This window comes from Sphingomonas bacterium (assembly GCF_028289855.1).
Classification (GTDB): domain Bacteria; phylum Pseudomonadota; class Alphaproteobacteria; order Sphingomonadales; family Sphingomonadaceae; genus Sphingomonas.
In genome coordinates this window covers 17801-44048 of the sequence record NZ_JAQGKZ010000055.1, presented here as the reverse complement: position 1 = coordinate 44048, position 26248 = coordinate 17801, and the positions used below count along the sequence as shown (strand labels likewise).

The window sequence follows — 26248 nt, the reverse complement described above, 5'->3', positions numbered from 1 at the left end:
CTGCAACGCCCGGCGCCGCTACATCATTTCTTCCCGTCGAGGCGGAAGGTCACCGTCACCGCGACGTCGATCGGCACGGTATCGCCGCGCGACGGCTCGAACATGCTTTTCGGACCGCGCGCCGCCATCGACGTGGCGAACGAGAAGATCGTGCCGACATCGCCACGCTCGCTCACGCTCAACACGGTCGCACTCGAATAACCGAGCGAATCGGCATAATTCTGGGCGTCGAGCCGGGCCTTGGCGATCGCGTCGCGCTTCGCCGCGCGCGCGGCGACCGCGGTGTCGCCGATCGAACTGAGCGGCGGCTGATCGGCGCTGGCGCCCTCGGTCTTGCCAACGATGCCCTGCGCCGCGGTGATCGCTGCGCGAGTCGGCGCCTGCACCGAAAAGCTTTCCGACGCACTCGGCTTCTCGTCTTCGGTCTTCGATTTGTCGTCCCCGACGTCGAAAGCCTCCAATTTGACCGGCGCGGTCTTCACCGTGCCCGGCTCTTCCGGCACCAACGTCGCGCCTGCGGCGGAGAGTTGTTGCACCAACGCTGCCTTCTTCTTGGCCAGCGCCTCCTTGGCCTTGTCGTCGGAAGCGCCGCTCGCGGTGAGATCGATCGCCAGCACGAACTTGGTCGCGGGCGCATCGACATGCCCGACCGCGACGACTTCCACGGTTACCGGCGCGTTCGACGCTCCGGCCAGCGCGAGCGCCAGCCATATAGGTGCCATTACCATCCGCTTGGTTTCCCCTTATTCTGTTCGTCGAGCCACTTCTTCAACGGCGCGAAATAATCGACCAGCGCCTGCCCCGAAATTTCGCGGCTGCCGGTGAATGCTTCGAGCGCGTCGGGCCACGGCTTCGACTGACCCAGTTCAAGCATCTTCTGAAGGTTCGCGCCTACTTGCTTGTTTCCATAAAAGGAACACCGATGAAGTGGCCCGGTCCACCCGGCCTGCTTGCACGCCGCCTGATAGAATTGGAACTGGAGCAGCCGCGCCAGAAAATAGCGCATGTACGGCGTGTTGGCTGGAATATGGTATTTCGCCCCCGCGTCGAACCGGGTGTTGTCGCGCGCGACCGGCGGCTTGATCCCCTGATATTGCAGCCTGAGCGAATCCCACGCCGCCTGATACCCATCGGGCTTGATCGCGCCCGAAAACACACCCCAGCGCCATTTGTCGACCAGCAGGCCGAACGGCAGGAATGCGACCTTATCCATCGCCTGGCGCAGGAGAAGGCCAGTGTCCTTGTCAGCGCTCGGCACCTTCGATTGGTCGAGCAATCCGATCTGGACGAGATAGTTCGGCGTGATCGACAGCGCGACGAAATCGCCGATTGCCTCATGAAAACCGTCGTTCGCGCCGTTCGCGTACAGGAACGGCTGATTCATGTACGCGCGCTGGTAATAATTGTGCCCCAACTCGTGATGAATGGTGACGAAATCGTCGGCGTTGACCTTCATGCACATCTTCACGCGCACATCGGTCTTGTTGTCGATGTCCCAAGCCGAGGCGTGGCACACGACTTCGCGGTCCTGCGGCTTGGTGAATTGCGAGCGCGTCCAGAACGTGTCGGGCAGTTTCGCGAAGCCGAGCGAGGAATAGAAACCCTCGGCCGCCTTCACCATCCGAATCGCATCGTAGTTCTTGGCCTGAAGCAGTGCCCCGGTGTCGTATCCGATATCGCCTGCGCCCTTGGGCGCCACGATGTCGTAGATGTTGCCCCATTCCTGCGCCCACATATTGCCGAGCAGATCGGCACGGATCGGTCCGGTCTTCGCTTGGACCGAATCGCCGTATTTCTCGTTGAGCTTCCAGCGGACATAGGTGTGGAGCGAGAGGTAGAGCGGCTCGACCTGCTTCCACAGCCGGTCGGTCATCTTGGCGAATTCCTCGGGTGGCATGTCGTATCCCGAACGCCACATCGATCCGACGTCCTGATAGCCCAGCTCAGTCGCGCCCTGATTGGCGATGCCCACCATCCGCGCGTAATTGTCCTTCGACGGCGCGCCGACATTGTCGTTCCAGCTGGTCCACATCTCTTTCAGCTTGGCCGGATCGCGCGTCGTCCCCATCGCGGCTTCGATATCCGACCCGTTGATCGGCTTGCCGTCGAGCGTGCCCTTGCCCTTGCCGTAATCCGACTGGAGCTTGGTCGCGATCTGCGACAGCGTATCGGCTGCACCCGGCGTCGACGGCGCGGGAAGCGTCACGCCGTTGCGCAAGATATCGAGCTTGCGCTTGGTGTCGCGCGAGAGGCCCGCGACCGTCTGATACTTCGCCGCCTCGCTGGCATATTTGACCCCGAGCAACGTCAGTTTCGCCCCGACTTGTGCCGCCAGCGCATCGGTATCGTCGGTGATATAGGTCGCGTTGACCCAGCCGATCTGGTTGCCCTCGATCGAGGCATCGGCGAGCGTCTTTTCGGCGTCGGCGACGAACTTGTCGGCGTCGGCGGCGGTGGCGGGCGCTCCGGCGGCAGGCTTGCCGGCCAAGGCGACGGCGCCCGACAGGACCAAGGCGAACGCGAGGCTCGACGCCACGGCGGTGCGGATCATGTCACTCGACTCCCCAAAACGACGCGCCGACGATGAGGCGCGGTCGGGGGCCGGTCAAGCAGTCAAATAATCCGCGATTTCCTGGCCGAGCTCGGGGCGCAGCACCGCGCTCATATGACCGCCCGGAATCTCGCGATAGGTTGCGTGCGCCAAGGCATCGGCCAGGTCGCGCGCCGAACCGTTATCGCCGTCGTCCGACCCCTGCAGCACAAGCACCGGCATCGGCACCGCACGCACCTCCTGCTCCGGCGTATCGACGAACGTGTCGAGGATATGGAGCAGCGCGACCGGATCGCCCTTGGTGGTCTTCAGGAACGCCTCCGCCAACCATTCGGAGCTGCCTTGCTTGAAGCTGCCCAGATTGGTCAGGATGTGGCGGAAATGATTGCCGCGACCCTCGGTCCTGGTGATCCCCGTCAGCCCCATCCCCGACAGGATCGCGCGCCGCGGTGTTGCGCCGCTCGCCAGCATCCGCATCGTCGTGCGCGCGCCGAGCGAATAGCCGCCGAGGTCATAGTCGGTCAGTCCGAGATGCTCGATCAGCGCGAACTGGTCGCGCATCAGCACGTCGGGCGGATAGGCTGCCGAATCGTGCGGCTTGGCGCTCGATCCGTGCGCGCGCAGATCTGGCATGATGACGCGGAAACCCGCGGCGGCGACCGTCGCGGCGTGGCCGTAGCGGATCCAGTTGGTGTGCGCGTCGGAGAAGAAGCCGTGGATCAGGACCACCGCCCTGCCCTCCCCGACCTCGCGCCACGCCAGCCGCTCGCCGTCGAAACTGGCGAAGAAGTGCGGTTCAATCGGGGAGTTTGCCACAGGCTTTCATCCATCGTTCGACGAGGCGTCGATTGTCCTCGGTCCGCTTCGCCGGAAGCGCCGCCGTGTCAAGCCACGCCTCGTGCCAGCTTTCCTTGGCGAAGTGGCCCTTGGGCTTGAAGCGATACGGATCGTCGAAGCTGCCGATCGTCAGGTCCATGCTGTCGCTATCGTCGAACTCGAACGTCAGCGGGGTGCCGCATGCCGCGCAGAACCCGCGCTGCGCGATCGGCGAGGAGCGGTAGCGGTCGGGCTCGCGCAGCCATTTTATCGCGTTCTTGGGCAAGCCGTGAAACGCCGCCGCGACACCACCGGTCGCGCGTTGGCACATCTTGCAATGACATAGATAGCCGTCGTGATTCGCGACTTCCGCGGCGTACCGCACCGCGCCGCATTGGCATCCGCCGGTCATCGTTTCGGTCATTTCAAACCTCGTATGCTGCAACTGCGAAAAAATTTCGGTCAGGCACTAGATTATATAAGTATGCTTATTATATGTGGGATCATGAGCGATTCCCTCGGATTCCTGATTAGCGACGTTTCGCGGTTGATGCGCCGTCGTTTCGACGAGCGCGCGCGCCAACTCGGCGCAACCCGCGCGCAGTGGCGCACGCTCACCATGCTCAGCCGCAACGAGGGGCTGAACCAGGGTGCGCTTGCCGAACTGCTGGAGGTCGAGCCGATCACTCTGTGCCGCATGATCGACCGGCTCGAGGAATCGGGCCTGGTCGAACGGCGCCGCGACCCGGCCGATCGCCGCGCCTGGCGACTGTTCCTGACCGACAAGTCGAAGCCGATGCTCGACGAACTTCGCTCGACGGCCGAGGCAATGTTCGACCAAGTGCTGGTCGGCATGAACGCGCCGGCCCGCGATGCGTTGAACGACTCGCTCAACCTGATCCGCGCGAACCTGATCGCCCTTCCCGCTCCCCGTACGACTGAGACCGCTCATGGCTGATGCTGACCCAAAAATCGCAACCAAGACGCCCGACGTCGCCGCAGCCAACGTCATCGAGAGTGTCGAGGCGCCCGCCCCTGTCGCGAAGAAGCGCCGCTGGGGACGGATTGGCCTTATGGCGATCGTCCCGCTGCTGATCGCGCTGGTGGGGGGCTATTTCTACCTGACCGGCGGCCGCTACGTGTCGACCGACAACGCCTATGTCCAGCAGGACACGATATCGATCAGCCCCGACGTGTCGGGCCGGATCGTGCAGGTCAACGTCAAGGAAAACCAGCGAGTCAAAGCCGGCGATATCCTGTTCGTGATCGACCAGGAACCGTACAAGAACGCGCTGGCACAGGCCGATGCCGCGCTCGCCACCGCGCGCGTTCAGGTCGCGACACTGTCGACCGATACGGGCAGCGCCGCCGCCGATGTCGAAAGCGCCAATGCCGACATCGCGCTGGCGGTCGGCACCTACAATCGTCAGGCAGCATTGATGAAGCAGGGCTTCACCACGCGCGCCGCGTTCGATGCCGCCGCGCACGAGGTCGCCGCCGCCAAGGCGCGGCTCGCCACCGCGCGCGCCTCGGCAGCCAAAGCACAGAGTCAGCTCGGCAGCGGGGTCGTCGGGTCGGGCGTGCCCGCCGCGGTGCAGATGGCGATGGCGGAGCGCGACAAGGCCGTGCTCAACCTCAGCCGCACCGTTGTGCGCGCGCCGAAGGACGGCATCATCAGCCAAACCAGCCGCCTCCAGATCGGCAATATCACGCCGTCAGGCGTTCCTGCGCTCAGCCTCGTGACGCAATCGCCGTGGGTCACCGCCAATTTCAAGGAAACCGATCTCGCCAACATGCGCGTCGGCCAGCCGGCGCAATTGACCTTCGACGCGTATCCGGGGCTCAAGGTCTGCGGTCAGGTGCAGAGCATCGGCGCGGAAACGGGCTCGGCCTCTTCTATCCTGCCGGCGCAAAACGCGACCGGGAACTGGGTCAAAGTCACTCAGCGCGTGCCAGTCCGGATCGCGATTACATGCAAGCCCGACCGCGCGCTGATCGCGGGCCTGTCGAGCGACGTGTCGATCGACACCAAACCCAATGGCTAGTGTTGCCGCCCCCGGGCGGGGCGGACCGGCCGCAGCCGCGCCTGCTGGACCGACGCCCGGCAGGTCGATGCTGGTGACGGCCAACCGCCCACTGCTGATGATCGGCGTGATGGGTGCGATGATCATGCAGATCCTCGACACCACGATCGCCAATGTCGCGCTGCCGCACATGACGACGGCGCTGGGTGCGACGAACGACACCATCACGTGGGTGCTGACCAGCTATATCATCGCCACGGCCATCGCGCTGCCCGCGACCGGCTGGCTCAGCGACCGGCTCGGATCGCGCAACCTGTTCTTGCTGGCGGTCGGCGGGTTCATCATCGCGTCGATGCTGTGCGGCACCGCCGTTTCGCTCGACGAAATGGTCGCGTTCCGCATCATGCAGGGTGTGTTCGCCGCGTTCATCGGCCCGCTGTCACAAACCGCGATGATCGACATCAGCCCTCCCGAAGGCCAGGCCAAGGCGATGTCGATCTGGGGTATGGGGGTGATGGTCGGCCCGATTCTGGGACCCGTCATCGGCGGCTATCTGACCGACAATTTCAACTGGCGCTGGTGTTTTTACGTCAACTTACCCGTCGGTCTGCTGACCTTTGCCGTGCTGTGGTTCCTGCTGCCGTCCCGTCCGAAGGCGGCGCGTAATTTCGACTTTACCGGGTTCATCTTCCTTGGCCTCGCGGTCGCGAGCTTCCAGCTGATGCTCGACCGCGGCCAGAACCAGGATTGGTTCTGCAGCTGGGAAATCATCACCGAAGGGCTCGTCGCTATCGGTGCCCTGTGGATGGCGCTCATCCACCTGGCGACAGCGAAGAAACCCCTGTTCGACCGGCATTTGTTCAAGAACCGCAACCTTGTGATGGGCATGTTCTTCATGATCGTCATCGGGATTTCGACGATGGCGCCGATGGCGTTGCTGCCCTCGATGCTCCAGCAATTATTCGGCTATTCGGTGGTCCAGACCGGTCTGATGATGGCGCCGCGCGGCGTAGGCGTGCTGGTCACGATGGCGATCGGCCCGATGCTGATGCGGCGGATCGATACGCGGCTGGTGATTGCCGTCGGCCTGCTCGTTTTTGCATATTCGCTGCGTTTGATGGCGGGATGGTCGCTGCAAATCGACAGCTGGTTCGTCGTCAGTTCGGGCTTCATTCAGGGGCTGGGCATGGGGCTGGTGTTCATGCCGCTCAACGCGATCGCCTTCGCGACGCTCGACCAGCGCTATCGCACCGACGGGTCGAGCCTCCTCAACCTGATGCGCTCGATCGGGCAATCGGCGGGCATTTCGATGGTGACCGTGTTCCTGGCGCGCAACATCCAGCAGAGCCATTCCGACCTGGCGCAGCACATCACCGAAAAGACCCTGCCGGGCATGAATCTCGGCCAGCTCGACCAGTTCGGTGTTGGGTCGGATGCGATCTTTGGAATGGTCGACGGCATGATCAACAAACAGGCCGCGATGGTCGCCTATATCGATGATTTTTATCTGATGGCCTGGATCACGTTGCTCGTCATGCCGCTGCTCCTGCTGATCGAGAAGCCCAGGGGTAAGGTCGAAGTCGTACACTCCGAATAGGCGTCACCGCGTCAGTGCGGCGACGAATTCGTCGGTCGGCGCGGCTTCGGGCCATTGCGGCACCTCGAGTGGTAGAGTCACCCAAGCCTGTTTGTACGCAGTGAAGATATGCGCCTTGCACGCCAGTTCTTCCGACCGGTCGAGCGTGCCGCCGCGAACGACCGCAATGCCCGGCCGCACGGAGTTCGTATTGTAGACCCGCGCGTAGCATTCGCCGCAGAAGCGCTGGATCGAGACGCGATCCTCGGTCGTAATCTCACGCACGACGATGGGCCCGGTGACCGACAAGCGATCCTCGCGCACCAATGCCTGCACGCTGAACGCGCTGCCCGTCGCGCGCTGGCAGATGTGGCAATGGCAAGCGTAGATCGGGGGTAAATCGTCCTGCGCGATTTCGTAGCGCACCGCGCCGCAACGGCACCCGCCCTCGATAGTCATGCTCGTTTCTCCAGGCCCGCTTGCTCCATCCGCCACATTGCGAGGTCGATGCGATCCTGGCCGAAGAACGGCTCGCCATCGAACACTAGAGTCGGCACACCCCAATGCCCGGCCGCCTCCAGCGCGGCCTGATTGGCGGCGACTTCCAGATCGATCGCTTCGGCGTCGCGCTCCGCCTCGGCGTCGAGTTCGGCCATGTCGAGCCCCGCGCGCGCCGCCGCGCCGGCCAAATGATCGTCCTGATGCCACCCGGCGGTTCCGCCCCAGATCAGCTGCGCGACTTCGTCGGCATAGGCGAACCCCCTGCCCCGCCGCGCCGCCGCCTGACCGGTTCGCACGAGGCGGTAGATATACGGCTGGTCGTCGGCGATCTGGCGCGTCGCGACGTTCTGTACGATCGGATCGGGACGCGGCGGCGCAAACGGGATACCTTGATGCTGCGCGACGCGGAACACGTCGCGGATGGTGTAGCCCAGCCAGTTCGGATGGTTGCGCTCGAAGAAATCGGGCTGGCGGATCGCGAGCGGATAGACCGGCTTGAGATCGATCGTCAGGTGATAGTCGCGCTCGATTTCCCGCCAGCGCGGCAGCGCGAGGTACGAATAGGGGCTGCGGAAAGAGAAATAGAGGTCGGCATGCAGGCCCATCGTGTCACCTCACAAAGCGGTCAAGGTGCTGTATTACCACGGCGGGCCCGGAACATCTCCATCACCCAGCCGATCGCCGCGCCGACCATCGCGATCGCCATGTCCTTCTGGGCATCCCACACGTCGCCTTGCTGACCGTTATAGTCGTCGGCCAGCCCGGGCGCGACCATCATCGTCAGCGTCCATTCGAAGATTTCATACAGCGCACTGACCGCGCCGACGAACAGGAACGCCGTCCACAGGCTTGCTCGCACTCCGCTGCCCGCATGACGCCGCATCACTTCTGCGACCGGACGTATTGCGAGAAGGCCGAAGCTCAAATGCACGAGGCGGTCGAAACCGTTTCGCGTGGCGCCGAACAATTCGTTGATCGTGTGGCCGGTCAGCGCATGGGCCCATGCATCGTAGGGAACGTTCGAATAGGTCCATCGGCCCGCAACGGTATGCAGCAAAAAGAACGCCGCGACCGACCACACTGCCCCGTTCGACAGCGGCCAGCGCCGCAGCAAAGGCGGCGCGGCCAGGATCAGCAAGACGGTCGGAATATGCTGAAGCGGCGCGACCGCCGGATAGGGCTGGTCGACATTGGCGAGCGCGACCGCAACCGCCAGCACGGTCAACGCCGCGAACTGGCGACGGGGCAGCGCGCGCCAGGCGGCGATATACCCGCTCACGCTGCCTTCTGCAGATGCCGCCTTCCGAGCAACTCGGCGATCTGCACCGCGTTGAGCGCCGCGCCCTTGCGGAGGTTATCGCTGACGCACCACAGGCTGAGCCCGTTCTCCACCGTCGGGTCCTCGCGCACGCGGCTGATGAAGGTCGCGTATTCGCCGACGCATTCGATCGGCGTGACGTATCCGCCGTCCTCATGCTTGTCGATCAGCATAACCCCCGGTGCCTCGCGCAGGATGCGCTTGGCTTGCGCGGCGGAGATTTCGTCTTCGAACTCGATGTTGATCGCTTCCGAATGCCCGACGAACACCGGCACGCGCACGCAGGTCGCATGGACCTTGATCCTGGGGTCGAGGATCTTCTTGGTCTCGACCACCATCTTCCACTCTTCCTTGGTCGATCCGTCGTCGAGGAAGGCGTCGATGTGCGGGATCACGTTGAACGCGATCTGCTTGGTGAACTTGCTCGGCGTGGCGGGGTCGCCGACGAAGATGTTGCGCGATTGTTCGAACAGCTCGTCCATCCCCGCCTTGCCAGCGCCCGAGACCGATTGGTAGGTCGCCACCACGACGCGCTTGATCCGCGCGGCATCGTGCAGCGGCTTGAGCGCGACGACCATCTGCGCGGTCGAGCAATTGGGATTGGCGATGATGTTCTTGGCGCGATAGCCCTCGATCGCCTCGGGGTTCACCTCGGGCACGATCAGCGGCACGTCGGGGTCCATACGGTAGAGCGAGGCATTGTCGATCACTGTGCAGCCCGCCGCGGCGAAGCGCGGGGCGTGGAGCCTGGAGCCCTCCGACCCGATCGCGAACAACGCAATGTCCCAGCCCTGGGGATCGAAATGCTCGATATTCTGGACCTTGAACTGCTTCCCGGTCTCACCGAAATCGACGATATCGCCCTGGCTACGCGCCGACGCGACGACGGCGATCTCGTCCGCCGGAAACTCGCGTTCCGCCAGGATATTGAGCATCTCGCGCCCGACATTGCCCGTCGCTCCCGCGACGACGATCCGGTAACCCATCTGACTATTCCCACATTTGCGCGCCCAGTCGGCGGCGCTTGCTACTTAGGCTCGGTCGGGCAGAATGGAAGCGCGCTTTTCTTGGTGCCCCGCGAAGGTCAGATTGATGCCCGATTTCCCGATAGCAGCCGTCCGATCGCATTTCCCGGCCTTGTCGCGGCACGTATCGGGTCAACCCGCGGTCTATTTCGACGCGCCCGGCGGGACCGCGGCATGCGATCGCGCAATCGCCGGCGTCGCACAACGAATGAGCGAAGGGTCGGCGCATGCCGGCGGCCCGTTTGCGACCTCGATAGAGACGGCGGCGATGTGCGCGCAGGCGCAGGCGGCGATGGCGGACCTGCTCGGGGCCAAGCCGGCGGAGATCGCGTTCGGGCCCAACATGACATCGATCACCTTCGCGGTGTCGCGTGCGCTGGCCCGCGATTGGCGGGCGGGCGACGAACTGATTGTCACGCGGCTCGACCATGACGCCAATGTCGCGCCCTGGCTCCAGGTCGCCGAGGATCGCGGGATGAGCGTGCGCTGGCTCGATTTCGATCCCACAACCGGGCGCTGGTCGCTCGACGACCTGGCGGCACTGCTCGGGCCGAAGACCAGGCTGGTCGCGCTCGGCATGGCAAGCAACGCGCTCGGCACGCTCAACCCGGTCGCGGAAGCCTGCGTGCTGGTCCGCGCGCGGAGCGACGCGCTGACGTATATCGATGCGGTTCAGTCGGTCCCGCACGTCGTCACCGATGTCGCTACGCTCGGCTGCGACTTTCTCGCTTGCTCGCCGTACAAATTTTTCGGGCCGCACCAGGGCGTGCTGTGGATGCGTGCCGGCCTGTCCCCGCGCGCCTATAAGGTTCGCCCGGCCGGCGGCGACGGCGCGCACCGGTTCGAAACCGGCACGCCATCGTTCGAAGGCCAGGCCGGCGTGCTCGGCGCGATCGACTATCTCGAATGGCTCGGCGGCGACGCCGATCCCGCCGCCAACAGCCGCCGTGCCCGCCTGATCGCGGCGATGACTTCGATCGCCGTGTATGAGCGCGGCATCGGCGAGCATATGTTGGCCGGCCTCGCCACGATCCCCGGCCTCAAGCTGTGGGGCCCGCCGACGATGGACGGCCGCGTGCCGACCTTTTCGTTCACGCTCGCCGGCCACGACCCTCAGGCGGTATCGCAGCATCTCGCCGATCGCGGCATCTTCGCCTGGGCCGGACATTTCTACGCGGTCGAGGCGATCGACCGGCTCGGCCTGGCCGGTCCGGGCGGGCTGCTCCGCGTCGGTCTATGCCATTACAGCACGACCGAAGAAGTCGACCGGCTGATCGCGGCGCTGCGCGACCTCTAGCGCTTGTTCTTCACCGTCCGGTCGAAGAAATCCATGATCGTCCGCCACGCATGGACGCTGCCGCCCGCGGCGTGGGTCTTGCCGGGGTAGAACATCATCTCGAACGGGCGGTCTGCGGCCTGCATCTTCGCGGCGAACGCGGTCGAATTCTCGAACACGACGTTATCGTCCGACATGCCGTGGATCAGCATCAGCGGATCGGCGATCTTCGTCGAGTCGCCCATCGCATCCGAGGCAGCATAAGCCTTCGCGTCCGTCTTCGGGCTGCCCATATACCGTTCGGTGTAGTGCGTGTCGTAGAGTTCCCACTTCGTCACCGGCGCGCCCGAGACGCCCGCCGCATAGGCGCCAGGATTGGCCTCCAGCATCTTGAGCGTCATGTAGCCGCCGTACGACCAGCCATAGATGCCCACCCGGGCGGGATCGACGTACGATTGCGCCTTGATCCATTTCGCGCCCGCCAGCTGGTCGGCGACCTCGACGGTCCCCATCGCGCGATAGATCTGGTCCTCGAAAGCCTTCCCGCGATAATTCGAGCCGCGATTGTCGATCTGGAAATAGATATAGCCCTGATCGGCGATATATTGGCTGATCGGACTGGTCCACGCGCGCGTCACCTGCTGGCGCGTGCCCGGGCCGCCATAATGCTGGTAGAAAATGGGATAGCGCTTGCCCGGCTCCAGCTTGGGCGTAATCATCTCGTAATAGAGCGTCGATCCGTCGGCCGCCTTGAACGACCCGAACGTTCGCTGTTTGTGATCGGCCAGATACGGGTAATAAGGATGCCCCGGCTTCACCGCATTCTCGTTGATCCACGCGATCCGCTTGCCCGCCGGGTCGGCGAGATAGGTCTGCGGTGGCTGGTTCTGGTTGGAGCGCGTGACGATCAATCGCGTCGCCGCCGAGTCCATCACCGCGCCGCTGTTCCACCAGCCGCGCTCGGTCAGCCGCGTGATTTGGTTGGGCTTGGCGATATCGACCGAATAGAGCTGTTGCTCGAGGAAATCGTCCTTGTTGCCGAGGAAATAGAGCCGCCCGCGCGCCTGATCGACGCCGACCAGCTTGCTCACCACCCATGGCCCCTTGGTCAGTTGCATCCACTTGCCCTTGGCAAAGCGATAGAGATGCCCGTAGCCGTCGCGTTCGGACCACCAGATTAGGCTGCCGTCGTCGAGCGCGCGATAATCGTCGCTGAGGTTGATCCAACTCTTCGCCGCGGCCTTTTCGCTGAACCAGGTCTTCGCCTTGCCCGTCGCCGGATCGACCGCGAGTACGTCGAGCAGCGTCTGGTCGCGATTCTCCCGCTGAACGAGGAGCGTCTTGCCGTCGGGCGTCCAGTCGACGCGCGCCAGATAGATATCGGGATCATTGCCCAGATCGATCTTGACCTTGCGCCCACTCGCTGGGTCGATCACCCACAATTCGACGCGCACGTTCGGGGTGCCCGCCGCCGGATAGCGCTGCTCGTACACCTTGGTGCCGTCGGCGCCGATTGCCGCGCGCGTGACCACGCCGACCGGCGCTTCGTCGAACCGCTCGACCGCGACCAGCCGGTCTTTCGGCGACCACCAGTATCCGGTGCGGCGGTCCATCTCCTCCTGCGCGACGAACTCGGCTTCGCCCCAATGCACCGTGCCGGCGCCGTCGCTGGTCAGCGCCTTGGCCGCGCCGCCGCCGAGCGGCTGGGCGTAGAGGTTCTGGTCGCGCACGAAGCTGACGAACCCGCCCGCCGGGCTGATCGCCGGGTTGAGCTCGCCGCCCGGCGAATTGGTCAGCCGCGTGACCTTGCCGTCGAGCGTCGCCAAATAGAGGTCGCCATCGAGCGGCACGAGGATCGACTTGCCGTCGGGCGCCCAATCATAGGCGACGATGCCGATCTTGCCGGTCAGCGTGCGGTCGCGTTCGCGCTGCATCTTTTCGGCTTCGGTCAAATCGGCGCCGGTGCCGACCTTCTTCGAATCGACCAGCATTCGCTCTTGCCCGGTCGCGGTGTCGAGCGCCCAGAGGTCGAAGCGGTTGCGCTCATCGGCGCGCGGCTTGAGCAGCGTCACCAGTTTGCCGTCCGGCGACAGTTTCATCGATTGCGGCTGCGGCCCGGCCAGGTCGGGGCTGGCGAAGATGCGTTCGAGCGTCAGCGCCTGCGGCGTGTCGTCAGCAGCCATCGCCGCGCCACCCCATATCGCGACGGGCGCCGCCAGCGCGGCCAACCCGATCATCCATGCCCGCATATCCTCTACGACTCCGTCGATCGCCCGGCGATCCGCGAGCGTTGGTGACTTATTGCGATACACCACGCGCAGGTAAAGGCTCATCGCGCAGCACCAGCCGCGGCCCCGGCCCCTCCGCCGCCAGCCGGTCGGCGGGATTGTAGAGCGCACAGCGATCGAGCGAGAGGCACCCGCAGCCGATGCACCCGTCGAGCGTATCGCGCATCCGCTCCAGCGTCGCGATCCGTGCGTCGAGTGCCGCCTTGAATCCCCCGCTGATCCGGGTCCAATCGGCCTGGGTCGGCGCGCGACCCTGCGGCAGATGCGCCATCTCGGTCGCGATCCGCTCCAGCGTGAAGCCGAGCCGTTGAGCGATCAGCGCGAACGACAGCCGGCGGATGTCGGAGCGCAGGAAGCGCCGCTGATTGCCGCGGCTGCGGTGCGGCTGGATCAACCCCTTCTCCTCGTAAAAGCGGATCGCTGAGACCGACAATCCGGTGCGACGGGCGAGATCGCCGATCGTCAGCGTCGCGGATTCTTGATTGGGAGAAGGCATCTTGACCTCACCTTAACTTGAGGTTGTACGACTCGCAATCGCCGCACCCGGCCAACAGGAGCATGCAATGCCGAACGCCTTTATCGAACACGTAAATCTCACCGTCCGTGCTCCCGAACGCAGCGCCAAATTGCTCCACGATCTGTTCGGCTGGAACGAGCGCTGGAGCGGCCCCTCGGCGCTCGGCGGTCGAACGATCCATGTCGGCGACGATCGGTTCTACATCGCGCTCTACACGCACGACGGCGACGCCACCCCCGCCGACACGTTCCGCAAGGGCCGTCCGTTCAACCATGTCGGCATCGTCGTCGACGATCTCGACGATGTGGAGCGCCGGGTCGAAGCCGCCGGACTGATCCCGTTCAGCCATGGCGACTACGAACCGGGGCGGCGTTTCTATTTCCTCGATTTCGACGGGACCGAGTTCGAGATCGTCAGTTACCGGCAAGCCGCTTGACGGAAGCGGCCGCTTGCCGGAGCAGCGTCCGGTGCGCCGCCACCTTGCTCCATTATTCATCGGACTCGCCGCCCTAACTGGCGCAACCCTGACCGCGCTCGCCTATTGGCCCGGCTTCATGACGTGGGACGCGATCCGGCAATACGGTCAGGCGGTCAGCGGGGATTTCGACGACTGGCATCCGCCCGCGATGGAATGGCTGTGGCGCCAGTTGATCGCCATTCATAGCGGGCCAGCGCCGATGCTTGTGCTGCAGCTTGCGCTCGAATGGGGTGGACTGGCACTGCTTGCGGGCTGGGCACTCCAGCGGCACCGGCGCTGGTTGGCCGCCGCAATCCTGACGTGCGGATTGATGCCGTTCGGACTCGCGCTGACCGGCGAGGTGCTGAAGGATTGCCTGATGGCCGGCGCGCTGATCGCCGCCACCGCCACGCTGGCATGGGCTGAGCCCGAGCAACGCGCGGCGGGATGGCGGATCGCGGGAATCGCGTTGCTGATCTTCGCCGCCACGTTGCGCTTCAACGCGTTCCTCGCGACCGTCCCGCTCGCGGTCGCGTTGCTGCCCGCCGCCTGGTGGCGTGGGAGGCTTCGCCTTATCGCTGCCGTTGCCGTCACCGGTGCGGTGATGATCGCCGCGCTCCCGCTCGCCAATCGCCTGATCGGCGCGAAGCCGAGCGGCGTGGGCCTGTCGCTGGTGGTGTTCGACCTGGGCGGCATCACCCATTTCAGCGGTCACAACGCGTTCCCGCCGATCGCGGATTTCGACGACAGCGACGACCCCGCCGGCATCGTCAGCGCCTGCTACGACCCGTCGAAATGGGACCGTTATGCCTGGTGGGGCGCGAACCCGTGCGACATCGGGTTCGACAACGTCCAGGAGGCGTTCGCGGCCCGGCATATCAGCCCCTATCGCTGGTGGCTGAGCCAGGTCGCGGCGCACCCGATTGCCTATGCCGAGCACCGGCTGGCGCATTTCAGCATCAACACGCGGCTTTTCTCGCGCGATGCAACCGAGCGCGCGGTGCAGATCGACCCGCCACCCAACGAGTGGGGGTACCGAGTCACGCCCGGCCCGTTGCTGAGTGCGATCGACGCCGCGGCGATGTGGAGTGCGAGCACCCCGCTCGGCTGGCCAATCGTGTGGATCGCGCTGGCGCTCGGGTTGCTGGTGATCGCGCCGACGCTGCCCTCTCGCCGGCTGATCGTGCCGCTGGCGCTGTCGTCGTTCCTCTACGGCATGGGCTATGCCGCGTTCAGTGTCGCGTCGGAGCTGCGCTATCACTGGTGGACCATGCTGGCGGCTGCGATCGCGGCGGTCATCGCCGCGGCCAATATTTTCGGCGGGACAAAGACCGCCCGACCCACGCTGGCGCTTGCCGCAACGCCGCCGCTGATCTTACTGATCGCATGCCTCGCTTGGCGAGCATTTTCGCCGGCATGATCGGCGCGAACAAAAAAGGTTCAAATGTAGGATTTCGTGTGTCAGCCTAGCGGCATGACTGCCTATCCGGCCCGTCTTGACGCGATGCTCACGCGACATATCATCGCAGCTCTGTTGGAAATTATCGTACGCCGGGCTTTGCGATTCCTGCGCGTTTTACGGGAAATGTGTGAAGCCAAGCGCGGTCGGCAACGAAAAGGGGCGCCGGAACCGAAGTTCCGACGCCCCGGATCGTTCGGCACAAAGCCCGTCCGATTACTCGGCGGTTTCGGCCGCCCCCTTGGCGGGACGCGTGTCGCGGCGTTCGGCGATACGTGCCGACTTGCCGGTGCGGCCACGCAAATAATACAGCTTGGCGCGACGCACCGCGCCCTTGCGGACGACTTCGATGCTGTCGATGTTCGGCGAATAGAGCGGGAAGACGCGCTCGACGCCCTCACCGAACGAAATCTTCCGCACGGTGAAGTTGCTTCCCATGCCCTTGTTCGAGCGCGCGATGCACACGCCCTCGTAATTCTGCACGCGGGTGCGCTCGCCTTCGACCACCTTCACGCCGACCTTCAGCGTGTCGCCGGGGCGGAACTCGGGAATCTTCTTGGCTTCGAGAAACTTGGCAATGTTCTCCGCCTCGATCGTCTGGATGACGTTCATGTCATTCGTCCTTCTTCTGCCGCGCGCCAGAGGGAGATCGGGCCCGAGCGCCCTCATGGCGCTCCCAAAGGTCCGGCCTCCGTAGCCGTGTATCGGTCTCGGCCTGGGCTTTTCGCCAAGCGTCGATCCTCGCATGATCCCCCGATCGCAGCACTTCGGGGATCGTGCGCCCTTCCCACTCTTGAGGTCGGGTATAATGCGGGTATTCGAGCAGCCCCATCTCGAAGCTCTCGTCCACGCCGCTGGAAGGCGCGCCCATTACGCCGGGAAGCAGCCGAATGCAAGCGTCGAGCAGCACCAGCGCGCCCATCTCCCCGCCCGACAGGACATAGTCGCCGATGGAGACTTGATCGACCGCACGGCCCTCGAAGATCCGCTCGTCGAAACCTTCGAAACGGCCGCACAGGACGATCGCCCCGGGGCCGGTCGCGAGATCGCGGATTCGGGCCTGCGTCAACGGCGTACCTCGCGGTGTCATTGCCAGGATCGGGCGGTCATTAGCCACGCTGTCGATCGCCGCGGCGAGCACATCGGCACGCAACACCATCCCTGCCCCGCCGCCTGCGGGCGTGTCGTCCACCGTCCGATGCTTGTCGATCGCGAAGTCGCGGATGTTGACCGCGTCGAGCGACCATTTCCCCTCGCCCAGCGCCTTGCCCGCCAGCGACACGCCGAGCGGCCCGGGAAACATCTCCGGATACAACGTCAGGACGGTCGCAGCGAACATTGCGGCTCCATCCGCGTTGGGGCAGGAATTGGCAAGGGACAGGTATGGCCGAAATCGACGACTGCATCATCGTGGGCGCAGGCCCCGCCGGGCTGACCGCGGCGATCTATCTCGCACGGTTCCACTTGCGTATCCGGCTGTTCGACGACGGGTCGAGCCGCGCCGCGCTGATCCCGCGCACCAACAACCATGCCGGGTATCCCGACGGGATTCCAGGCGTCGAGTTGCTGCAACTCATGCGCCGCCAGGCCGAACGGTTCGGCGCGGTGCGCGAGGATGCGCATGTCGACGCGATCACGCCGGTCGATGGCAAGTTTGCCGTGCGGATCGGCGATCGCAGCGTGCAAACGCGTACCGTGCTGCTCGCGACCGGGGTGATCAACAATCCGCCCGACATGCCGAAGGACGCGCACGACGCGGCGCTCGCCAAAGGGCTGATCCGCTATTGCCCGATCTGCGACGGCTACGAAGTCACCGACAAGCGCGTCGGGGTGATCGGCACCGGCGACCATGGCATGCGCGAGGCTCTGTTCCTGCGCGGGTTCAGCAAGCATGTGACGCTGGTGGCGCCCGGTGCCGCGCACGAGCTGGACGATGCCTGTCGCGCCAAGCTGGACGCCGCGCGGATCGAGCACCTCGACGGACCCTGCACGCCGATCACGCCCGACGGCGAGACGATCCGGGTCGCGACGTCCGAGGGCGAGCGCGCATTCGATACGATCTATCCGGCGCTGGGCTCGGTAATCCGGTCGGAACTGGCGGTGGCGGCAGGCGCGCGGGCCAGTAAGGACGGATGCCTGGAGGTGGACGCGCACCAGCGCACGTCGGTCCCCGGCCTGTTCGCGGCGGGCGACGTCGTGAAGGGCCTCGACCAGATCAGCCATGCGATGGGCGAAGCCGGTGTCGCCGCGACGACCATCCGCAATCTGCTCGACGAGCAACAGCCGCTCAGGCGCTAGCGAATGCGGCGGCGACAACCAGTCGCTCGGCATTCCATTCGGGCACTGCCTCGGGACGCATCGGCACCATGAAACGCTTGCCGTCCGTCCGCTCGATCTCGATCACATCGCCCGCGCCGAAATTTTCGACCAGCACGACACGACCGAGCGGCTCACCCACATCGGAAACGGCGGGCAAACCGATCAGGTCGGCGTGATAATATTCGCCGTCCACCAGCGGCGGCAACGCGGATCGGGGAACGGTGAGTTCGGTGCCGCGCAAAGCCTCGGCGGCGTTGCGATCGGCGATCTCTGCGAAACGCGCGATCGCGCCTTGCGGAGTCGGGCGCAGCGACGTGAGCGTCAGCGCGCCATTGTTGAAAGCTTTGAACGGCTTGAGGTCGTCGGCGAACACCTTGAGCCGGACCTCCCCCGCCACGCCATGCGCGCCGATGACGGCGGCGAGCGTGACGGGGGTGTCATTCGGCATAAGGCTCAGCCCTCAGCCGGTGCCTGGGCGGACTTGCCTTCGGTCGACTCGTCGTCGCCGGCATCGGCGTCGGGGGTCGATTCGTTGGCATCGGCGGCGGGAGCTTCATCAACGGCCGGAGCTTCCTCGGCGGCAGGAGCTTCTTCAGCGGCCGCCTCGACCGGCGGAGTCTGTTCGGACACCGCCTCGGCGATGGCTTCGGCTTCCGGCGTCGGCTCTTCGGTCGCGGCTTCGATTTCGGCCGCGACGACGGCTTCGGTTTCCTCGTTCGAGCCTTCGGCTGGCGTTTCCGCCGTTACTTCCTCGACGACCGGCTCGGGCGCAGGCGCGTTCTTCGCCTCTTCGGCGGCGGCAGCGGCGGCAGTCGCCTTCTCGGCGCGCTCTTCGAGACGCTCGACGGCCTTCTCGCCCGGCTTGCCCTTGTTGGGGTTGTTCTTCGCAGGCCGCTCACGCACGCCGGCGGCGTCGAGGAAGCGGGCGACGCGGTCGGTCGGCTGCGCACCGACGCTCAGCCAATGCTTGGCCCGCTCGGTGTCGAGCTGGACGCGCTGGTCCGAATCCTTGGCGAGGAGCGGGTTGTAGTTGCCGATCTTCTCGATGAACTTGCCGTCGCGCGGGCTGCGCGCATCGGCAACGACGATACGGTAATACGGGCGCTTCTTGGAACCGCCACGCGAAAGACGAATGCTGATAGCCATTTTAGTTCTACTTCCTTCTGAGATACGTTTTAGTGACTGGATCCCGGCCTTCGCCGGGATGACGGCTGCGCCGTCATTTTTTCTTGACGTTCATGAAATTCTGAAAGCCCGGCGGCATCTTGGCGCCGGTGCCAGGCAGACCGGGCAGACCGCCCATCTGGTTTACAGCATCGCTGAGATCGAGGCCGCCCGCACCACCAAGACCGCCCATGCCGCCCCCGCCGCCGTCCGGACCACCCATGCCACCCATGCCGCCGCCGCCCTTGCCGAGCATCGCCATCATGCCCTTCAGCCCACCCATCATTATGATGCGCTTCATGGCGGAGGCCATTTCCTGATGCATCTTCATCAGCTTGTTGACGTCCTGCACGGTGGTGCCCGAGCCTTTGGCAACACGGATCTTGCGCTTGGCGTTGAGCAGTTCGGGCCGTGCCCGCTCCTTTGGCGTCATCGAGGAGATCACCGCGTCCATCCTGACCAGGATCTTCTCATCGACATTGGACGCGGCCATCGCTGCCTGCGCCTTCTTCATGCCAGGGATCATGCCGGCCAGCGCGCCGATGCCGCCCATTTTGGCCATTTGCTGGAGCTGGGCGCGCAGGTCGTTCATATCGAACTGACCCTTTTCCATCCGCCGCGCCATGCGCTCGGCGTCTTCCTGCTGGATGGACTCTGCGGCGCGCTCGACCAGCGACACGACGTCACCCATGCCGAGGATGCGGCCGGCGACGCGGCTGGGGTGGAAACCCTCCAGCGCATCGAGCTTTTCGCCGGTGCCGGCAAACTTGATCGGCTTGCCGGTGACCGCACGCATCGACAGCGCCGCACCACCACGCGCGTCGCCGTCCATCCGGGTCAGCACCACGCCGGTCAGCGGCACTTGGGCGGAGAAGCTTTGCGCGACGTTGACCGCGTCCTGGCCGGTCAAGCTATCGACGACGAGCAGGATTTCCTGTGGCTTCGAAATGTCGGCGACCGCCTTCATCTCGTCCATCAGCGCCTGATCGACGTGGAGGCGACCCGCGGTGTCGAGCATCAGGACGTCGTAGCCCTGCAGCTTCGCCGCCTGGATCGCGCGGCGCGCGATATCGACCGGTTGCTGCCCCGGCACGACCGGCAAGGTTGCGACCTCGGTCTGCTCGCCGAGCACCGCGAGTTGCTCCTGCGCATTGGGGCGATTGACGTCGAGCGACGCCATCAGCACCTTCTTGCGCTCGCGCCCGCCCTGCCCGCTCGACAACCGCTTGGCGATCTTGGCGGTGGTGGTCGTCTTGCCCGACCCCTGCAGGCCGACCATCATGATGACGGCTGGCGGCGTGACCCCCAGATTGAGCTCGCTCTCGTCGGCGCCGAGCATCTCGACCAACGCATCATGGACGATCTTGACGACTTGCTGCCCCGGCGTGACCGAACGCAATACGTTCTGACCGATCGCTTGCTCGGTGACCTTCTCGACGAAATCGCGGGCGACGGGCAGCGCAACATCGGCCTCGAGCAACGCGACCCTTACCTCGCGCATCGCCGCGCGCACGTCCGCCTCGGTCAGCGCGCCACGGCCACGCAACCGGTCGAACACACCGCCAAGGCGATCGCTCAGGCTGTCGAACATAGACCCAAAACTCCTCTGCCGGACCCCAAACGCAAAACACGCCGGCGGACGAAACCTCGTCGGCCGGCGTCACCACATGGGTGCGCTGTCTTACGTTCGCAAAGGGAACGGTTGGCGGTCCCCTAGGCGCGCGCGAGAAAAAACGCAACCGCCGCCGTCGGCTTAACCCCTTCTTGACCCTGTAGATGCGATCACTGGCGCTGGACAGGACCGTGCACGGTCGCTGGTAAAGGGATTTTGGGGCATGAGCGAACCGGCCACGGCCCGGCGTGATCTGTTGGGCGGCGCGATCACCGTCGCCGCCATCCTGATGTTCGTCGGTACCGGCAGCGCCGCGCTGTCGATGATCGTGTCCAACTATCTGGCGGGCAAGGGCGGCAACGACCAGACATTGGTCATCGCGCTGTTGCTCAACGTCGCGCTGATCCTGTTCGGCTGGCGGCGCCACCGCGACCTGACGCGCGAAGTGTCCGAACGTGCCGCAGCCGAGGAACGCGCCACGATCCTGGCGTCGAAAGACCCGCTTACCGGCTTCCTCAACCGCCGCAGTCTGGCCGAGGAAGGCGCCGCCATGGTCGTCCGTGCCGATCGCCGCCACAAGGCGGTGGCGCTGATGATGCTCGACCTAGACCATTTCAAGACGATCAACGACATGCACGGCCACACGGTCGGCGATTCGCTGCTCCGCGCCGTGGCCGAGGAGATGGAAGTCGCGTTGCCCGACATGGCGCTGGCCGCGCGGTTCGGCGGCGACGAATTCGCCTGCGCGATGCTATTCGATCCGAGCAACCCCGACAGCGTCGAACGCGTCGCCGAACGGCTGGTGTCGCGAATGAGCCAGCCGTTTCATATCGAGGGTCTTCACCTCAACATCACCGCATCGGTCGGAATCGCGCGCAGCGATGCCAATTGCCCGACGATCGACGCCTTGCTCCGTGCTGCCGATATCGCGCTTTACGCCGCCAAGAATGCCGGTCGTAATCGCCACGTTTGGTTCGACGTGTCGATGGAGCGCGAGCTGCAGGAACGCAACGAGATGGAAGGATCGCTCCGCGCCGCCATCCCGCGCGGCGAAATCGTGCCCTATTTCGACCAGCAGATCGACATGACCACCGGACGCCTGATGGGGTTCGAAGTGCTGGCGCGCTGGGAACACCCGCACCGCGGCCTGGTCGAGGCCGAGCATTTCGTGCCGATCGCGGAAGAGACGGGGATGATCGCCGAACTGTCGATGACCGTCATGCGTCAGGCGTTTGCGGCGGCGCGCGACTGGCATCCCACGCTGACGCTGGCGGTCAACGTGTCGCCGTGGCAACTCAAGGATGCGTGGCTGGCGCAGAAGATCATCAAATTGCTGACCGAGACCGGCTTCCCGCCCAACCGGCTCGAGGTCGAGATTACCGAGAGCGCCTTGTTCGAGAACATGGCGCTCGCGCAGTCGATCGTCGGCAGCCTGAAGAACCAGGGGATCAAACTGGCGCTCGACGATTTCGGAACGGGCTATTCGAGCCTCGCGCATCTCCGCGCATTGCCGTTCGACCGGATCAAGATCGACAAGAGCTTCGTCATGTCGATCAACCAGAACCCCGAAAGCGCTGCGATCGTCAACGCGATCACGCGGCTGGGCGAAAGCCTCAACCTGTCGATCACCGCCGAGGGGATCGAGGACAAAGCGACCGAGGAGCGTTTGCGCTCGCTTGGCTGCGCTCGGGGCCAGGGGCACGTGTTCGGGCGGCCACTGTCGGCGGGCAACGCCCGGCGGTTGCTGGCCGAGCGGCGGTTGCTGAATACGCCGCAAGCGGAAAAGATCGAGGAGCCGCTTACCAGCCAGCGCCTGGCTGGCTGAGATACTCTTCTTCCTCGGGCGTCGATACGCGCCCGAGTGCGGCGTTACGCGACGGGAAGCGGCCGAAGCGTTCGATGACCATCAGGTGTCGATGTGCGTAATCGATGCCAACCGCTTCCCCGGTGTCGGTGAATAACCGCACGCTTTCGCGCTGATCCTCGATTCGCTCGGAATGCTCGAACGGCAAGTAAGCGAATTGCCGTTCTAATCCCGACAAGCCAGTGTCCCAGCCGTTCGCGACCATCGATCTGGCAAGCCTGAGCGCCAGTTCATCGCTTTCGAATGCGCGCGCCGTGTCGCGATGGATGTTGCGCGAGAATTGATCGAGCAGGATGATGGCGGCGAGCAGGTCGACGGGATCGTCGGTCCAGCCCTCCGCTCTGTTCGCCAGCACGGCATCGCGCCACACGCCGAACCGCCGGGCGATCTCGGCATCCAAGGCCGGGGCCTTGGCGAAGCGTTGCCTAGCCGAGGTCTCGTCGAGCCAGAAGCGCAGCACTGTGCGCGCCTTATCGTGGACTTGGCAGCCGCCCGCCTCTAGATCACCCGCCATGTCGTCCCCTTCGCAGCCCGAGGTCATCAGCCTGGGGTGCCGCCTCAACATCGCCGAAAGCGAAACGATCCGCGCGCTGCTCGGCGACCGCGACGTCGTCGTGGTCAACAGTTGTGCCGTGACCAACAGCGCCGTCAAGCAGAGCCGCGCAGCGATCCGCAAGGCGCGGCGGTTGCGGCCGGGCGCGTTGCTGGCGGTGACGGGATGTGCGGCGCAAATCGACCCGGCGAGCTTCGCCGCGATGCCCGAGGTGGATCGGGTGATCGGCAACAGCGACAAATTGCTGCCCGATGCCTGGGCGTCGGCCGCGCCGCTGGTGATCCGCGACATGGCGCGCGTGACCGAGATCGCGCCGCATCTCGCGGTCGCGTGCGGGCAATCGCGCGCGTTCGTCGAGGTGCAGAATGGCTGCGACCATCGCTGCACCTTCTGTGCGATCCCGTTCGGCCGCGGCCCGAGCCGGTCGGCGCCTGCCGGCGCGGTGATCGAGGCGATCGAACGCGTCGTCGCGAGCGGCAAGAACGAGGTGGTGCTTACCGGGGTGGACTTGACCAGCTACGGCGCCGATCTGCCGGGCCAGCCGACGCTCGGCAGCTTGGTCGAGCGCGTCCTGACGCTCGTGCCCACCCTGCCCCGCCTGCGCCTGTCGTCGATCGACGCGCCGGAGATCGACGACCGCTTGTTCGCATTGCTGACGCAGGAAGCGCGGGTGATGCCGCATCTACATTTGTCACTCCAGGCCGGCGATGACATGATCCTCAAGCGGATGAAGCGCCGCCATTCGCGCGCCGACGCAGTGCGGCTGGTCGAGCGCCTCAAGACCGCGCGGCCAGAGATCGCGATAGGCGCCGACCTCATCGCCGGTTTCCCGACCGAGGACGCGGCGATGGCGGCGAACAGCCTGGCGCTGATCGACGATTGCGACATCGTCCACGCGCACATCTTCCCCTACTCGCCCCGCGCCGGCACCCCCGCCGCGCGGATGCCGCAAGTCGAGCCTGAAGTCGCCCGCGAGCGTGCCGCGCGACTGCGCGAGGCGGCGGCTGCGCGGAAGACGGCGTGGCTAAACAATCTCGTCGGCACCGCGCAGCAGATACTGGTCGAAGCACCCGGCGATCAGGGACACGCTCCCAATTTCGCGCATGTCCGCCTACTCAACCCCGTTCGTGCTGAGCTTGTCGAAGCACGTGCCGCCGCTACACGCCCTTCGACAGGCTCAGGGCGAGCGGTGGGAGATGTGATGCGGGTCGAAATTACCGGCACCATCGGAAACCATCTCATCGGAACACCTGCATGAGCACCACCCCATCCTGGCGCGATCGCCTGATCGGCGGGTTCAAGCGCACGTCGGACAAGCTGGTCGGCAACCTCGCCGGGCTCGGCACCGCACGGCTCGACGAGGCGACGCTCGACGAGATCGAGGAAGCGCTGATCGCCTCGGACCTCGGCCCTGCCACCGCCGCCCGCATCCGAGTGCGCCTGGCCGAGGGCAGCTTCGAGCGCGACATGGAGGAGCTCGGCATTCGGCTGGTCGTTGCCGAGGAAATCGAGAAGACGCTCGAAAAAGTCGCCAAGCCGCTCGAGATCGAGGCGTTCCCGCGCCCGCAGGTGATCCTGGTGATCGGCGTCAACGGGTCGGGCAAGACCACCACGATCGCCAAGCTCGCGCATTTGCTCAAGGAACAGGATTACGGCGTCATGCTGGCGGCGGGCGACACGTTCCGCGCGGCGGCGATCGGCCAGCTCCAGACCTGGGCCGACCGCGCCGAGGTCGAGCTGGTCAAGGGTCCCGAGGGCGGCGATGCCGCGGGGATCGTGTTCGAGGCGGTTAAGCGCGCGACCGACAAGGGGATCGATGCGCTGATCGTCGATACCGCCGGGCGTCTCCAGAACAAGCGCGAGCTGATGGACGAGCTCGCCAAGATCCGCCGGGTGCTCGGCCGGATCAACCCCGCCTCCCCGCACGACGTCGTGCTCGTGCTCGACGCCACAACCGGCCAGAACGCGCTCAGCCAGATCGAGGTGTTCAAGGAAGTCGCCGGCGTCACCGGGCTCGTCATGACCAAGCTCGACGGGACCGCGCGCGGCGGCGTGCTGGTCGCGGCGGCCGAAAAATATGGCTTGCCGATCCACGCGATCGGCGTCGGCGAAAAGATCGACGATTTGCGGCCGTTCGATCCCAAGGAAGTCGCGCGAATCATCGCCGGGGTCGAGGAGTTGCTGAAATGACAACCGCGAAGAACGGCAATTCTGGGCTGCGCCTCGCGATCGATTACGCGCCGTTGCTGGTGTTCGTCGCGATCACTTTCTTCGCGCCAGACGCACCGTTGATGAAGCTGGTTGCCGGGGTCACGCACGGCCTCGACGGCATGGAGCGGATGAAGGCGATCGTCATCGCCCGCGTGCTCGTCGCGACCACCGCGTTCATGGTCGCCACGGTGATCGCGATGGTAATATCGCAGATCAAGCTCAAGTCGATCTCACCAATGCTGTGGATTTCGGGCGCTTTGGTCGTCGTGTTCGGCGGGCTGACGGTCTATTTTCACGACCCGAGCTTCATCAAGATGAAGCCGACGTTCGTGTATTTGCTGTTTTCCGGCACGCTCGCATTCGGGCTGCTCACTGGGCGGCCGCTCCTCGAACAATTGCTCGGCACCGCTTATCCCGGGCTGGATGCCGACGGGTGGCGCAAGGTTACGCGCAACTGGGCGATCTTCTTCGTGTTCATGGCCATGCTGAACGAGGCTGTCTGGCGGGCCACAGCCCCCAACCCCGGTGACCCGATCACGTTCTGGGCCGGGTTCAAGCTATGGGGCGCGATCCCGCTGACGATGCTGTTCGCGTTCGCCAATGTGCCGATGATGATGAAACATGGACTGATGGCAGAAGGCGACGAGAAGGCCGACGCCGCGATCAGGGAATTGCCGCCGGAATAGGCGCTAAGTTGACACTAGGTTGACACTATGG

Annotated in this window: 26 protein-coding genes and 1 pseudogene; 11 read left to right on the top strand and 16 right to left on the bottom strand. The window is 65.0% G+C overall.

The window, feature by feature from the left end; all coding sequences use genetic code 11:
• Window positions 1-23: 23 nt before the first annotated feature.
• The 4 genes from JWM94_RS05555 to JWM94_RS05540 are packed head-to-tail and all read right to left on the bottom strand — an operon-like array spanning window position 24 to window position 3791.
• Window positions 24-722 carry an SIMPL domain-containing protein gene (locus JWM94_RS05555; protein ID WP_299423080.1) on the bottom strand — a complete coding sequence of 233 codons (699 nt, stop codon included), beginning with the start codon at window positions 720-722 and terminating at the stop codon, window positions 24-26.
• Window positions 722-2551 (bottom strand): M2 family metallopeptidase, encoded by a 1830-nt coding sequence (locus JWM94_RS05550; protein ID WP_299423077.1) that lies wholly within the window; start codon window positions 2549-2551, stop codon window positions 722-724. Before JWM94_RS05550 ends, JWM94_RS05555 begins: the two co-directional genes overlap by 1 nt.
• A gap of 54 nt (window positions 2552-2605) precedes the next feature.
• Window positions 2606-3367 (bottom strand): alpha/beta fold hydrolase, encoded by a 762-nt coding sequence (locus JWM94_RS05545; RefSeq protein ID WP_299423074.1) that lies wholly within the window; start codon window positions 3365-3367, stop codon window positions 2606-2608.
• A complete protein-coding gene (locus JWM94_RS05540) occupies window positions 3348-3791 on the bottom strand; it encodes a GFA family protein (protein WP_299423071.1) in 444 nt (147 codons plus the stop codon). Before JWM94_RS05540 ends, JWM94_RS05545 begins: the two co-directional genes overlap by 20 nt.
• 81 nt (window positions 3792-3872) lie before the next feature.
• Between JWM94_RS05540 and JWM94_RS05535 the strand changes: the two genes are divergently transcribed.
• The 3 genes from JWM94_RS05535 to JWM94_RS05525 all read left to right on the top strand — a co-directional run bounded on the left by JWM94_RS05535 (window position 3873) and on the right by JWM94_RS05525 (window position 6988).
• Entirely contained in the window at window positions 3873-4325 is a 453-nt protein-coding gene (locus JWM94_RS05535) for a MarR family transcriptional regulator (RefSeq protein WP_299423068.1), read from the top strand.
• Entirely contained in the window at window positions 4318-5412 is a 1095-nt protein-coding gene (locus JWM94_RS05530; RefSeq protein ID WP_299423064.1) for an HlyD family secretion protein, read from the top strand. The genes JWM94_RS05535 and JWM94_RS05530 overlap by 8 nt, the downstream gene beginning before the upstream one ends.
• 67 nt (window positions 5413-5479) lie before the next feature.
• Window positions 5480-6988, top strand: coding sequence for a DHA2 family efflux MFS transporter permease subunit (locus JWM94_RS05525; RefSeq protein ID WP_299423060.1), 1509 nt, complete (start codon window positions 5480-5482; stop codon window positions 6986-6988).
• A gap of 3 nt (window positions 6989-6991) precedes the next feature.
• Here the strand turns inward: JWM94_RS05525 and JWM94_RS05520 are convergent, their stop codons facing one another.
• The 4 genes from JWM94_RS05520 to JWM94_RS05505 are packed head-to-tail and all read right to left on the bottom strand — an operon-like array spanning window position 6992 to window position 9772.
• Window positions 6992-7426, bottom strand: a complete 435-nt coding sequence (locus JWM94_RS05520; protein WP_299423057.1) for a GFA family protein — start codon at window positions 7424-7426, stop codon at window positions 6992-6994.
• Window positions 7423-8073, bottom strand: coding sequence for a 2-hydroxychromene-2-carboxylate isomerase (locus JWM94_RS05515; protein WP_299423052.1), 651 nt, complete (start codon window positions 8071-8073; stop codon window positions 7423-7425). Before JWM94_RS05515 ends, JWM94_RS05520 begins: the two co-directional genes overlap by 4 nt.
• 20 nt (window positions 8074-8093) lie before the next feature.
• Window positions 8094-8747 carry a DUF2238 domain-containing protein gene (locus tag JWM94_RS05510; protein ID WP_299423048.1) on the bottom strand — a complete coding sequence of 218 codons (654 nt, stop codon included), beginning with the start codon at window positions 8745-8747 and terminating at the stop codon, window positions 8094-8096.
• Complete coding sequence (locus JWM94_RS05505) at window positions 8744-9772, bottom strand: aspartate-semialdehyde dehydrogenase (protein ID WP_299423043.1); 1029 nt, start codon at window positions 9770-9772, stop codon at window positions 8744-8746. The genes JWM94_RS05510 and JWM94_RS05505 overlap by 4 nt, the downstream gene beginning before the upstream one ends.
• 106 nt (window positions 9773-9878) lie before the next feature.
• On the opposite strand from JWM94_RS05505, the gene JWM94_RS05500 reads away from it, so the two are divergent.
• Window positions 9879-11108 (top strand): cysteine desulfurase-like protein, encoded by a 1230-nt coding sequence (locus JWM94_RS05500; protein WP_299423038.1) that lies wholly within the window; start codon window positions 9879-9881, stop codon window positions 11106-11108.
• Here JWM94_RS05500 and JWM94_RS05495 read toward each other — a convergent pair.
• Window positions 11105-13270 (bottom strand): DPP IV N-terminal domain-containing protein, encoded by a 2166-nt coding sequence (locus JWM94_RS05495; protein WP_299423188.1) that lies wholly within the window; start codon window positions 13268-13270, stop codon window positions 11105-11107. The two genes, JWM94_RS05500 and JWM94_RS05495, sit on opposite strands and share 4 nt — an antisense overlap.
• 115 nt (window positions 13271-13385) lie before the next feature.
• Window positions 13386-13871: a redox-sensitive transcriptional activator SoxR gene (soxR, locus tag JWM94_RS05490; RefSeq protein ID WP_299423033.1), complete on the bottom strand. Its 486-nt coding sequence runs from the start codon at window positions 13869-13871 to the stop codon at window positions 13386-13388.
• A 67-nt stretch (window positions 13872-13938) separates the two neighbouring features.
• Here soxR and JWM94_RS05485 point away from each other — a divergent pair, with 67 nt between their 5' ends.
• Window positions 13939-14328: a VOC family protein gene (locus JWM94_RS05485; protein ID WP_299423029.1), complete on the top strand. Its 390-nt coding sequence runs from the start codon at window positions 13939-13941 to the stop codon at window positions 14326-14328.
• Window positions 14329-14359: 31 nt separating this feature from the next.
• Entirely contained in the window at window positions 14360-15769 is a 1410-nt protein-coding gene (locus JWM94_RS05480) for a hypothetical protein (protein WP_299423024.1), read from the top strand.
• A gap of 255 nt (window positions 15770-16024) precedes the next feature.
• Here JWM94_RS05480 and rplS read toward each other — a convergent pair whose 3' ends face one another.
• Together rplS and trmD are read right to left on the bottom strand one after the other, a co-directional pair.
• Complete coding sequence (gene rplS / locus JWM94_RS05475; RefSeq protein ID WP_299423019.1) at window positions 16025-16420, bottom strand: 50S ribosomal protein L19; 396 nt, start codon at window positions 16418-16420, stop codon at window positions 16025-16027.
• Window position 16421: 1 nt separating this feature from the next.
• A complete protein-coding gene (trmD, locus tag JWM94_RS05470) occupies window positions 16422-17147 on the bottom strand; it encodes a tRNA (guanosine(37)-N1)-methyltransferase TrmD (protein WP_299423015.1) in 726 nt (241 codons plus the stop codon).
• Window positions 17148-17191: 44 nt separating this feature from the next.
• Here trmD and JWM94_RS05465 point away from each other — a divergent pair, with 44 nt between their 5' ends.
• Complete coding sequence (locus JWM94_RS05465) at window positions 17192-18106, top strand: NAD(P)/FAD-dependent oxidoreductase (protein WP_299423010.1); 915 nt, start codon at window positions 17192-17194, stop codon at window positions 18104-18106.
• Here the strand turns inward: JWM94_RS05465 and rimM are convergent.
• The 3 genes and pseudogenes from rimM to ffh all read right to left on the bottom strand — a co-directional run bounded on the left by rimM (window position 18096) and on the right by ffh (window position 20882).
• A complete protein-coding gene (gene rimM, locus JWM94_RS05460; protein WP_299423006.1) occupies window positions 18096-18575 on the bottom strand; it encodes a ribosome maturation factor RimM in 480 nt (159 codons plus the stop codon). The two genes, JWM94_RS05465 and rimM, sit on opposite strands and share 11 nt — an antisense overlap.
• Window positions 18576-18826: 251 nt before the next feature.
• Window positions 18827-19273: pseudogene (gene rpsP, locus JWM94_RS05455) on the bottom strand (30S ribosomal protein S16); the annotation flags it as partial.
• A 73-nt stretch (window positions 19274-19346) separates the two neighbouring features.
• Complete coding sequence (gene ffh / locus JWM94_RS05450; protein ID WP_299423001.1) at window positions 19347-20882, bottom strand: signal recognition particle protein; 1536 nt, start codon at window positions 20880-20882, stop codon at window positions 19347-19349.
• A 244-nt stretch (window positions 20883-21126) separates the two neighbouring features.
• On the opposite strand from ffh, the gene JWM94_RS05445 reads away from it, so the two are divergent.
• Window positions 21127-22728: an EAL domain-containing protein gene (locus tag JWM94_RS05445; RefSeq protein ID WP_299422998.1), complete on the top strand. Its 1602-nt coding sequence runs from the start codon at window positions 21127-21129 to the stop codon at window positions 22726-22728.
• Here the strand turns inward: JWM94_RS05445 and JWM94_RS05440 are convergent.
• Entirely contained in the window at window positions 22703-23281 is a 579-nt protein-coding gene (locus JWM94_RS05440) for a DUF924 family protein (RefSeq protein ID WP_299422994.1), read from the bottom strand. The genes JWM94_RS05445 and JWM94_RS05440 overlap by 26 nt on opposite strands.
• On the opposite strand from JWM94_RS05440, the gene mtaB reads away from it, so the two are divergent.
• Genes mtaB through JWM94_RS05425 form a run of 3 tightly spaced genes read left to right on the top strand, consistent with a single transcriptional unit; the run spans window position 23280 to window position 26217 of the window.
• Entirely contained in the window at window positions 23280-24578 is a 1299-nt protein-coding gene (gene mtaB / locus JWM94_RS05435; RefSeq protein WP_299422989.1) for a tRNA (N(6)-L-threonylcarbamoyladenosine(37)-C(2))-methylthiotransferase MtaB, read from the top strand. The two genes, JWM94_RS05440 and mtaB, sit on opposite strands and share 2 nt — an antisense overlap.
• A complete protein-coding gene (gene ftsY, locus JWM94_RS05430; protein WP_299422984.1) occupies window positions 24575-25510 on the top strand; it encodes a signal recognition particle-docking protein FtsY in 936 nt (311 codons plus the stop codon). The genes mtaB and ftsY overlap by 4 nt, the downstream gene beginning before the upstream one ends.
• Window positions 25507-26217 carry an inner membrane-spanning protein YciB gene (locus JWM94_RS05425; RefSeq protein WP_299422979.1) on the top strand — a complete coding sequence of 237 codons (711 nt, stop codon included), beginning with the start codon at window positions 25507-25509 and terminating at the stop codon, window positions 26215-26217. Before ftsY ends, JWM94_RS05425 begins: the two co-directional genes overlap by 4 nt.
• Window positions 26218-26248 lie beyond the last annotated feature (31 nt).

Excerpts from the sequence above, each read along its gene's own strand:
- JWM94_RS05555 (WP_299423080.1), bottom strand. The coding sequence starts at position 722 with ATGGCACCTATATGGCTGGCGCTCGCGCTGGCCGGAGCGTCGAACGCG.
- JWM94_RS05550 (WP_299423077.1), bottom strand. The coding sequence starts at position 2,551 with ATGATCCGCACCGCCGTGGCGTCGAGCCTCGCGTTCGCCTTGGTCCTG.
- JWM94_RS05540 (WP_299423071.1), bottom strand. The coding sequence starts at position 3,791 with ATGACCGAAACGATGACCGGCGGATGCCAATGCGGCGCGGTGCGGTAC.
- JWM94_RS05535 (WP_299423068.1), top strand. The coding sequence starts at position 3,873 with ATGAGCGATTCCCTCGGATTCCTGATTAGCGACGTTTCGCGGTTGATG.
- JWM94_RS05530 (WP_299423064.1), top strand. The coding sequence starts at position 4,318 with ATGGCTGATGCTGACCCAAAAATCGCAACCAAGACGCCCGACGTCGCC.
- JWM94_RS05525 (WP_299423060.1), top strand. The coding sequence starts at position 5,480 with ATGCTGGTGACGGCCAACCGCCCACTGCTGATGATCGGCGTGATGGGT.
- JWM94_RS05520 (WP_299423057.1), bottom strand. The coding sequence starts at position 7,426 with ATGACTATCGAGGGCGGGTGCCGTTGCGGCGCGGTGCGCTACGAAATC.
- JWM94_RS05515 (WP_299423052.1), bottom strand. The coding sequence starts at position 8,073 with ATGGGCCTGCATGCCGACCTCTATTTCTCTTTCCGCAGCCCCTATTCG.
- JWM94_RS05505 (WP_299423043.1), bottom strand. The coding sequence starts at position 9,772 with ATGGGTTACCGGATCGTCGTCGCGGGAGCGACGGGCAATGTCGGGCGC.
- JWM94_RS05500 (WP_299423038.1), top strand. The coding sequence starts at position 9,879 with ATGCCCGATTTCCCGATAGCAGCCGTCCGATCGCATTTCCCGGCCTTG.
- JWM94_RS05495 (WP_299423188.1), bottom strand. The coding sequence starts at position 13,270 with ATGGCTGCTGACGACACGCCGCAGGCGCTGACGCTCGAACGCATCTTC.
- soxR (WP_299423033.1), bottom strand. The coding sequence starts at position 13,871 with ATGCCTTCTCCCAATCAAGAATCCGCGACGCTGACGATCGGCGATCTC.
- JWM94_RS05485 (WP_299423029.1), top strand. The coding sequence starts at position 13,939 with ATGCCGAACGCCTTTATCGAACACGTAAATCTCACCGTCCGTGCTCCC.
- rplS (WP_299423019.1), bottom strand. The coding sequence starts at position 16,420 with ATGAACGTCATCCAGACGATCGAGGCGGAGAACATTGCCAAGTTTCTC.
- trmD (WP_299423015.1), bottom strand. The coding sequence starts at position 17,147 with ATGTTCGCTGCGACCGTCCTGACGTTGTATCCGGAGATGTTTCCCGGG.
- JWM94_RS05465 (WP_299423010.1), top strand. The coding sequence starts at position 17,192 with ATGGCCGAAATCGACGACTGCATCATCGTGGGCGCAGGCCCCGCCGGG.
- rimM (WP_299423006.1), bottom strand. The coding sequence starts at position 18,575 with ATGCCGAATGACACCCCCGTCACGCTCGCCGCCGTCATCGGCGCGCAT.
- ffh (WP_299423001.1), bottom strand. The coding sequence starts at position 20,882 with ATGTTCGACAGCCTGAGCGATCGCCTTGGCGGTGTGTTCGACCGGTTG.
- JWM94_RS05445 (WP_299422998.1), top strand. The coding sequence starts at position 21,127 with ATGAGCGAACCGGCCACGGCCCGGCGTGATCTGTTGGGCGGCGCGATC.
- mtaB (WP_299422989.1), top strand. The coding sequence starts at position 23,280 with ATGTCGTCCCCTTCGCAGCCCGAGGTCATCAGCCTGGGGTGCCGCCTC.
- JWM94_RS05440 (WP_299422994.1), bottom strand. The coding sequence starts at position 23,281 with ATGGCGGGTGATCTAGAGGCGGGCGGCTGCCAAGTCCACGATAAGGCG.
- ftsY (WP_299422984.1), top strand. The coding sequence starts at position 24,575 with ATGAGCACCACCCCATCCTGGCGCGATCGCCTGATCGGCGGGTTCAAG.
- JWM94_RS05425 (WP_299422979.1), top strand. The coding sequence starts at position 25,507 with ATGACAACCGCGAAGAACGGCAATTCTGGGCTGCGCCTCGCGATCGAT.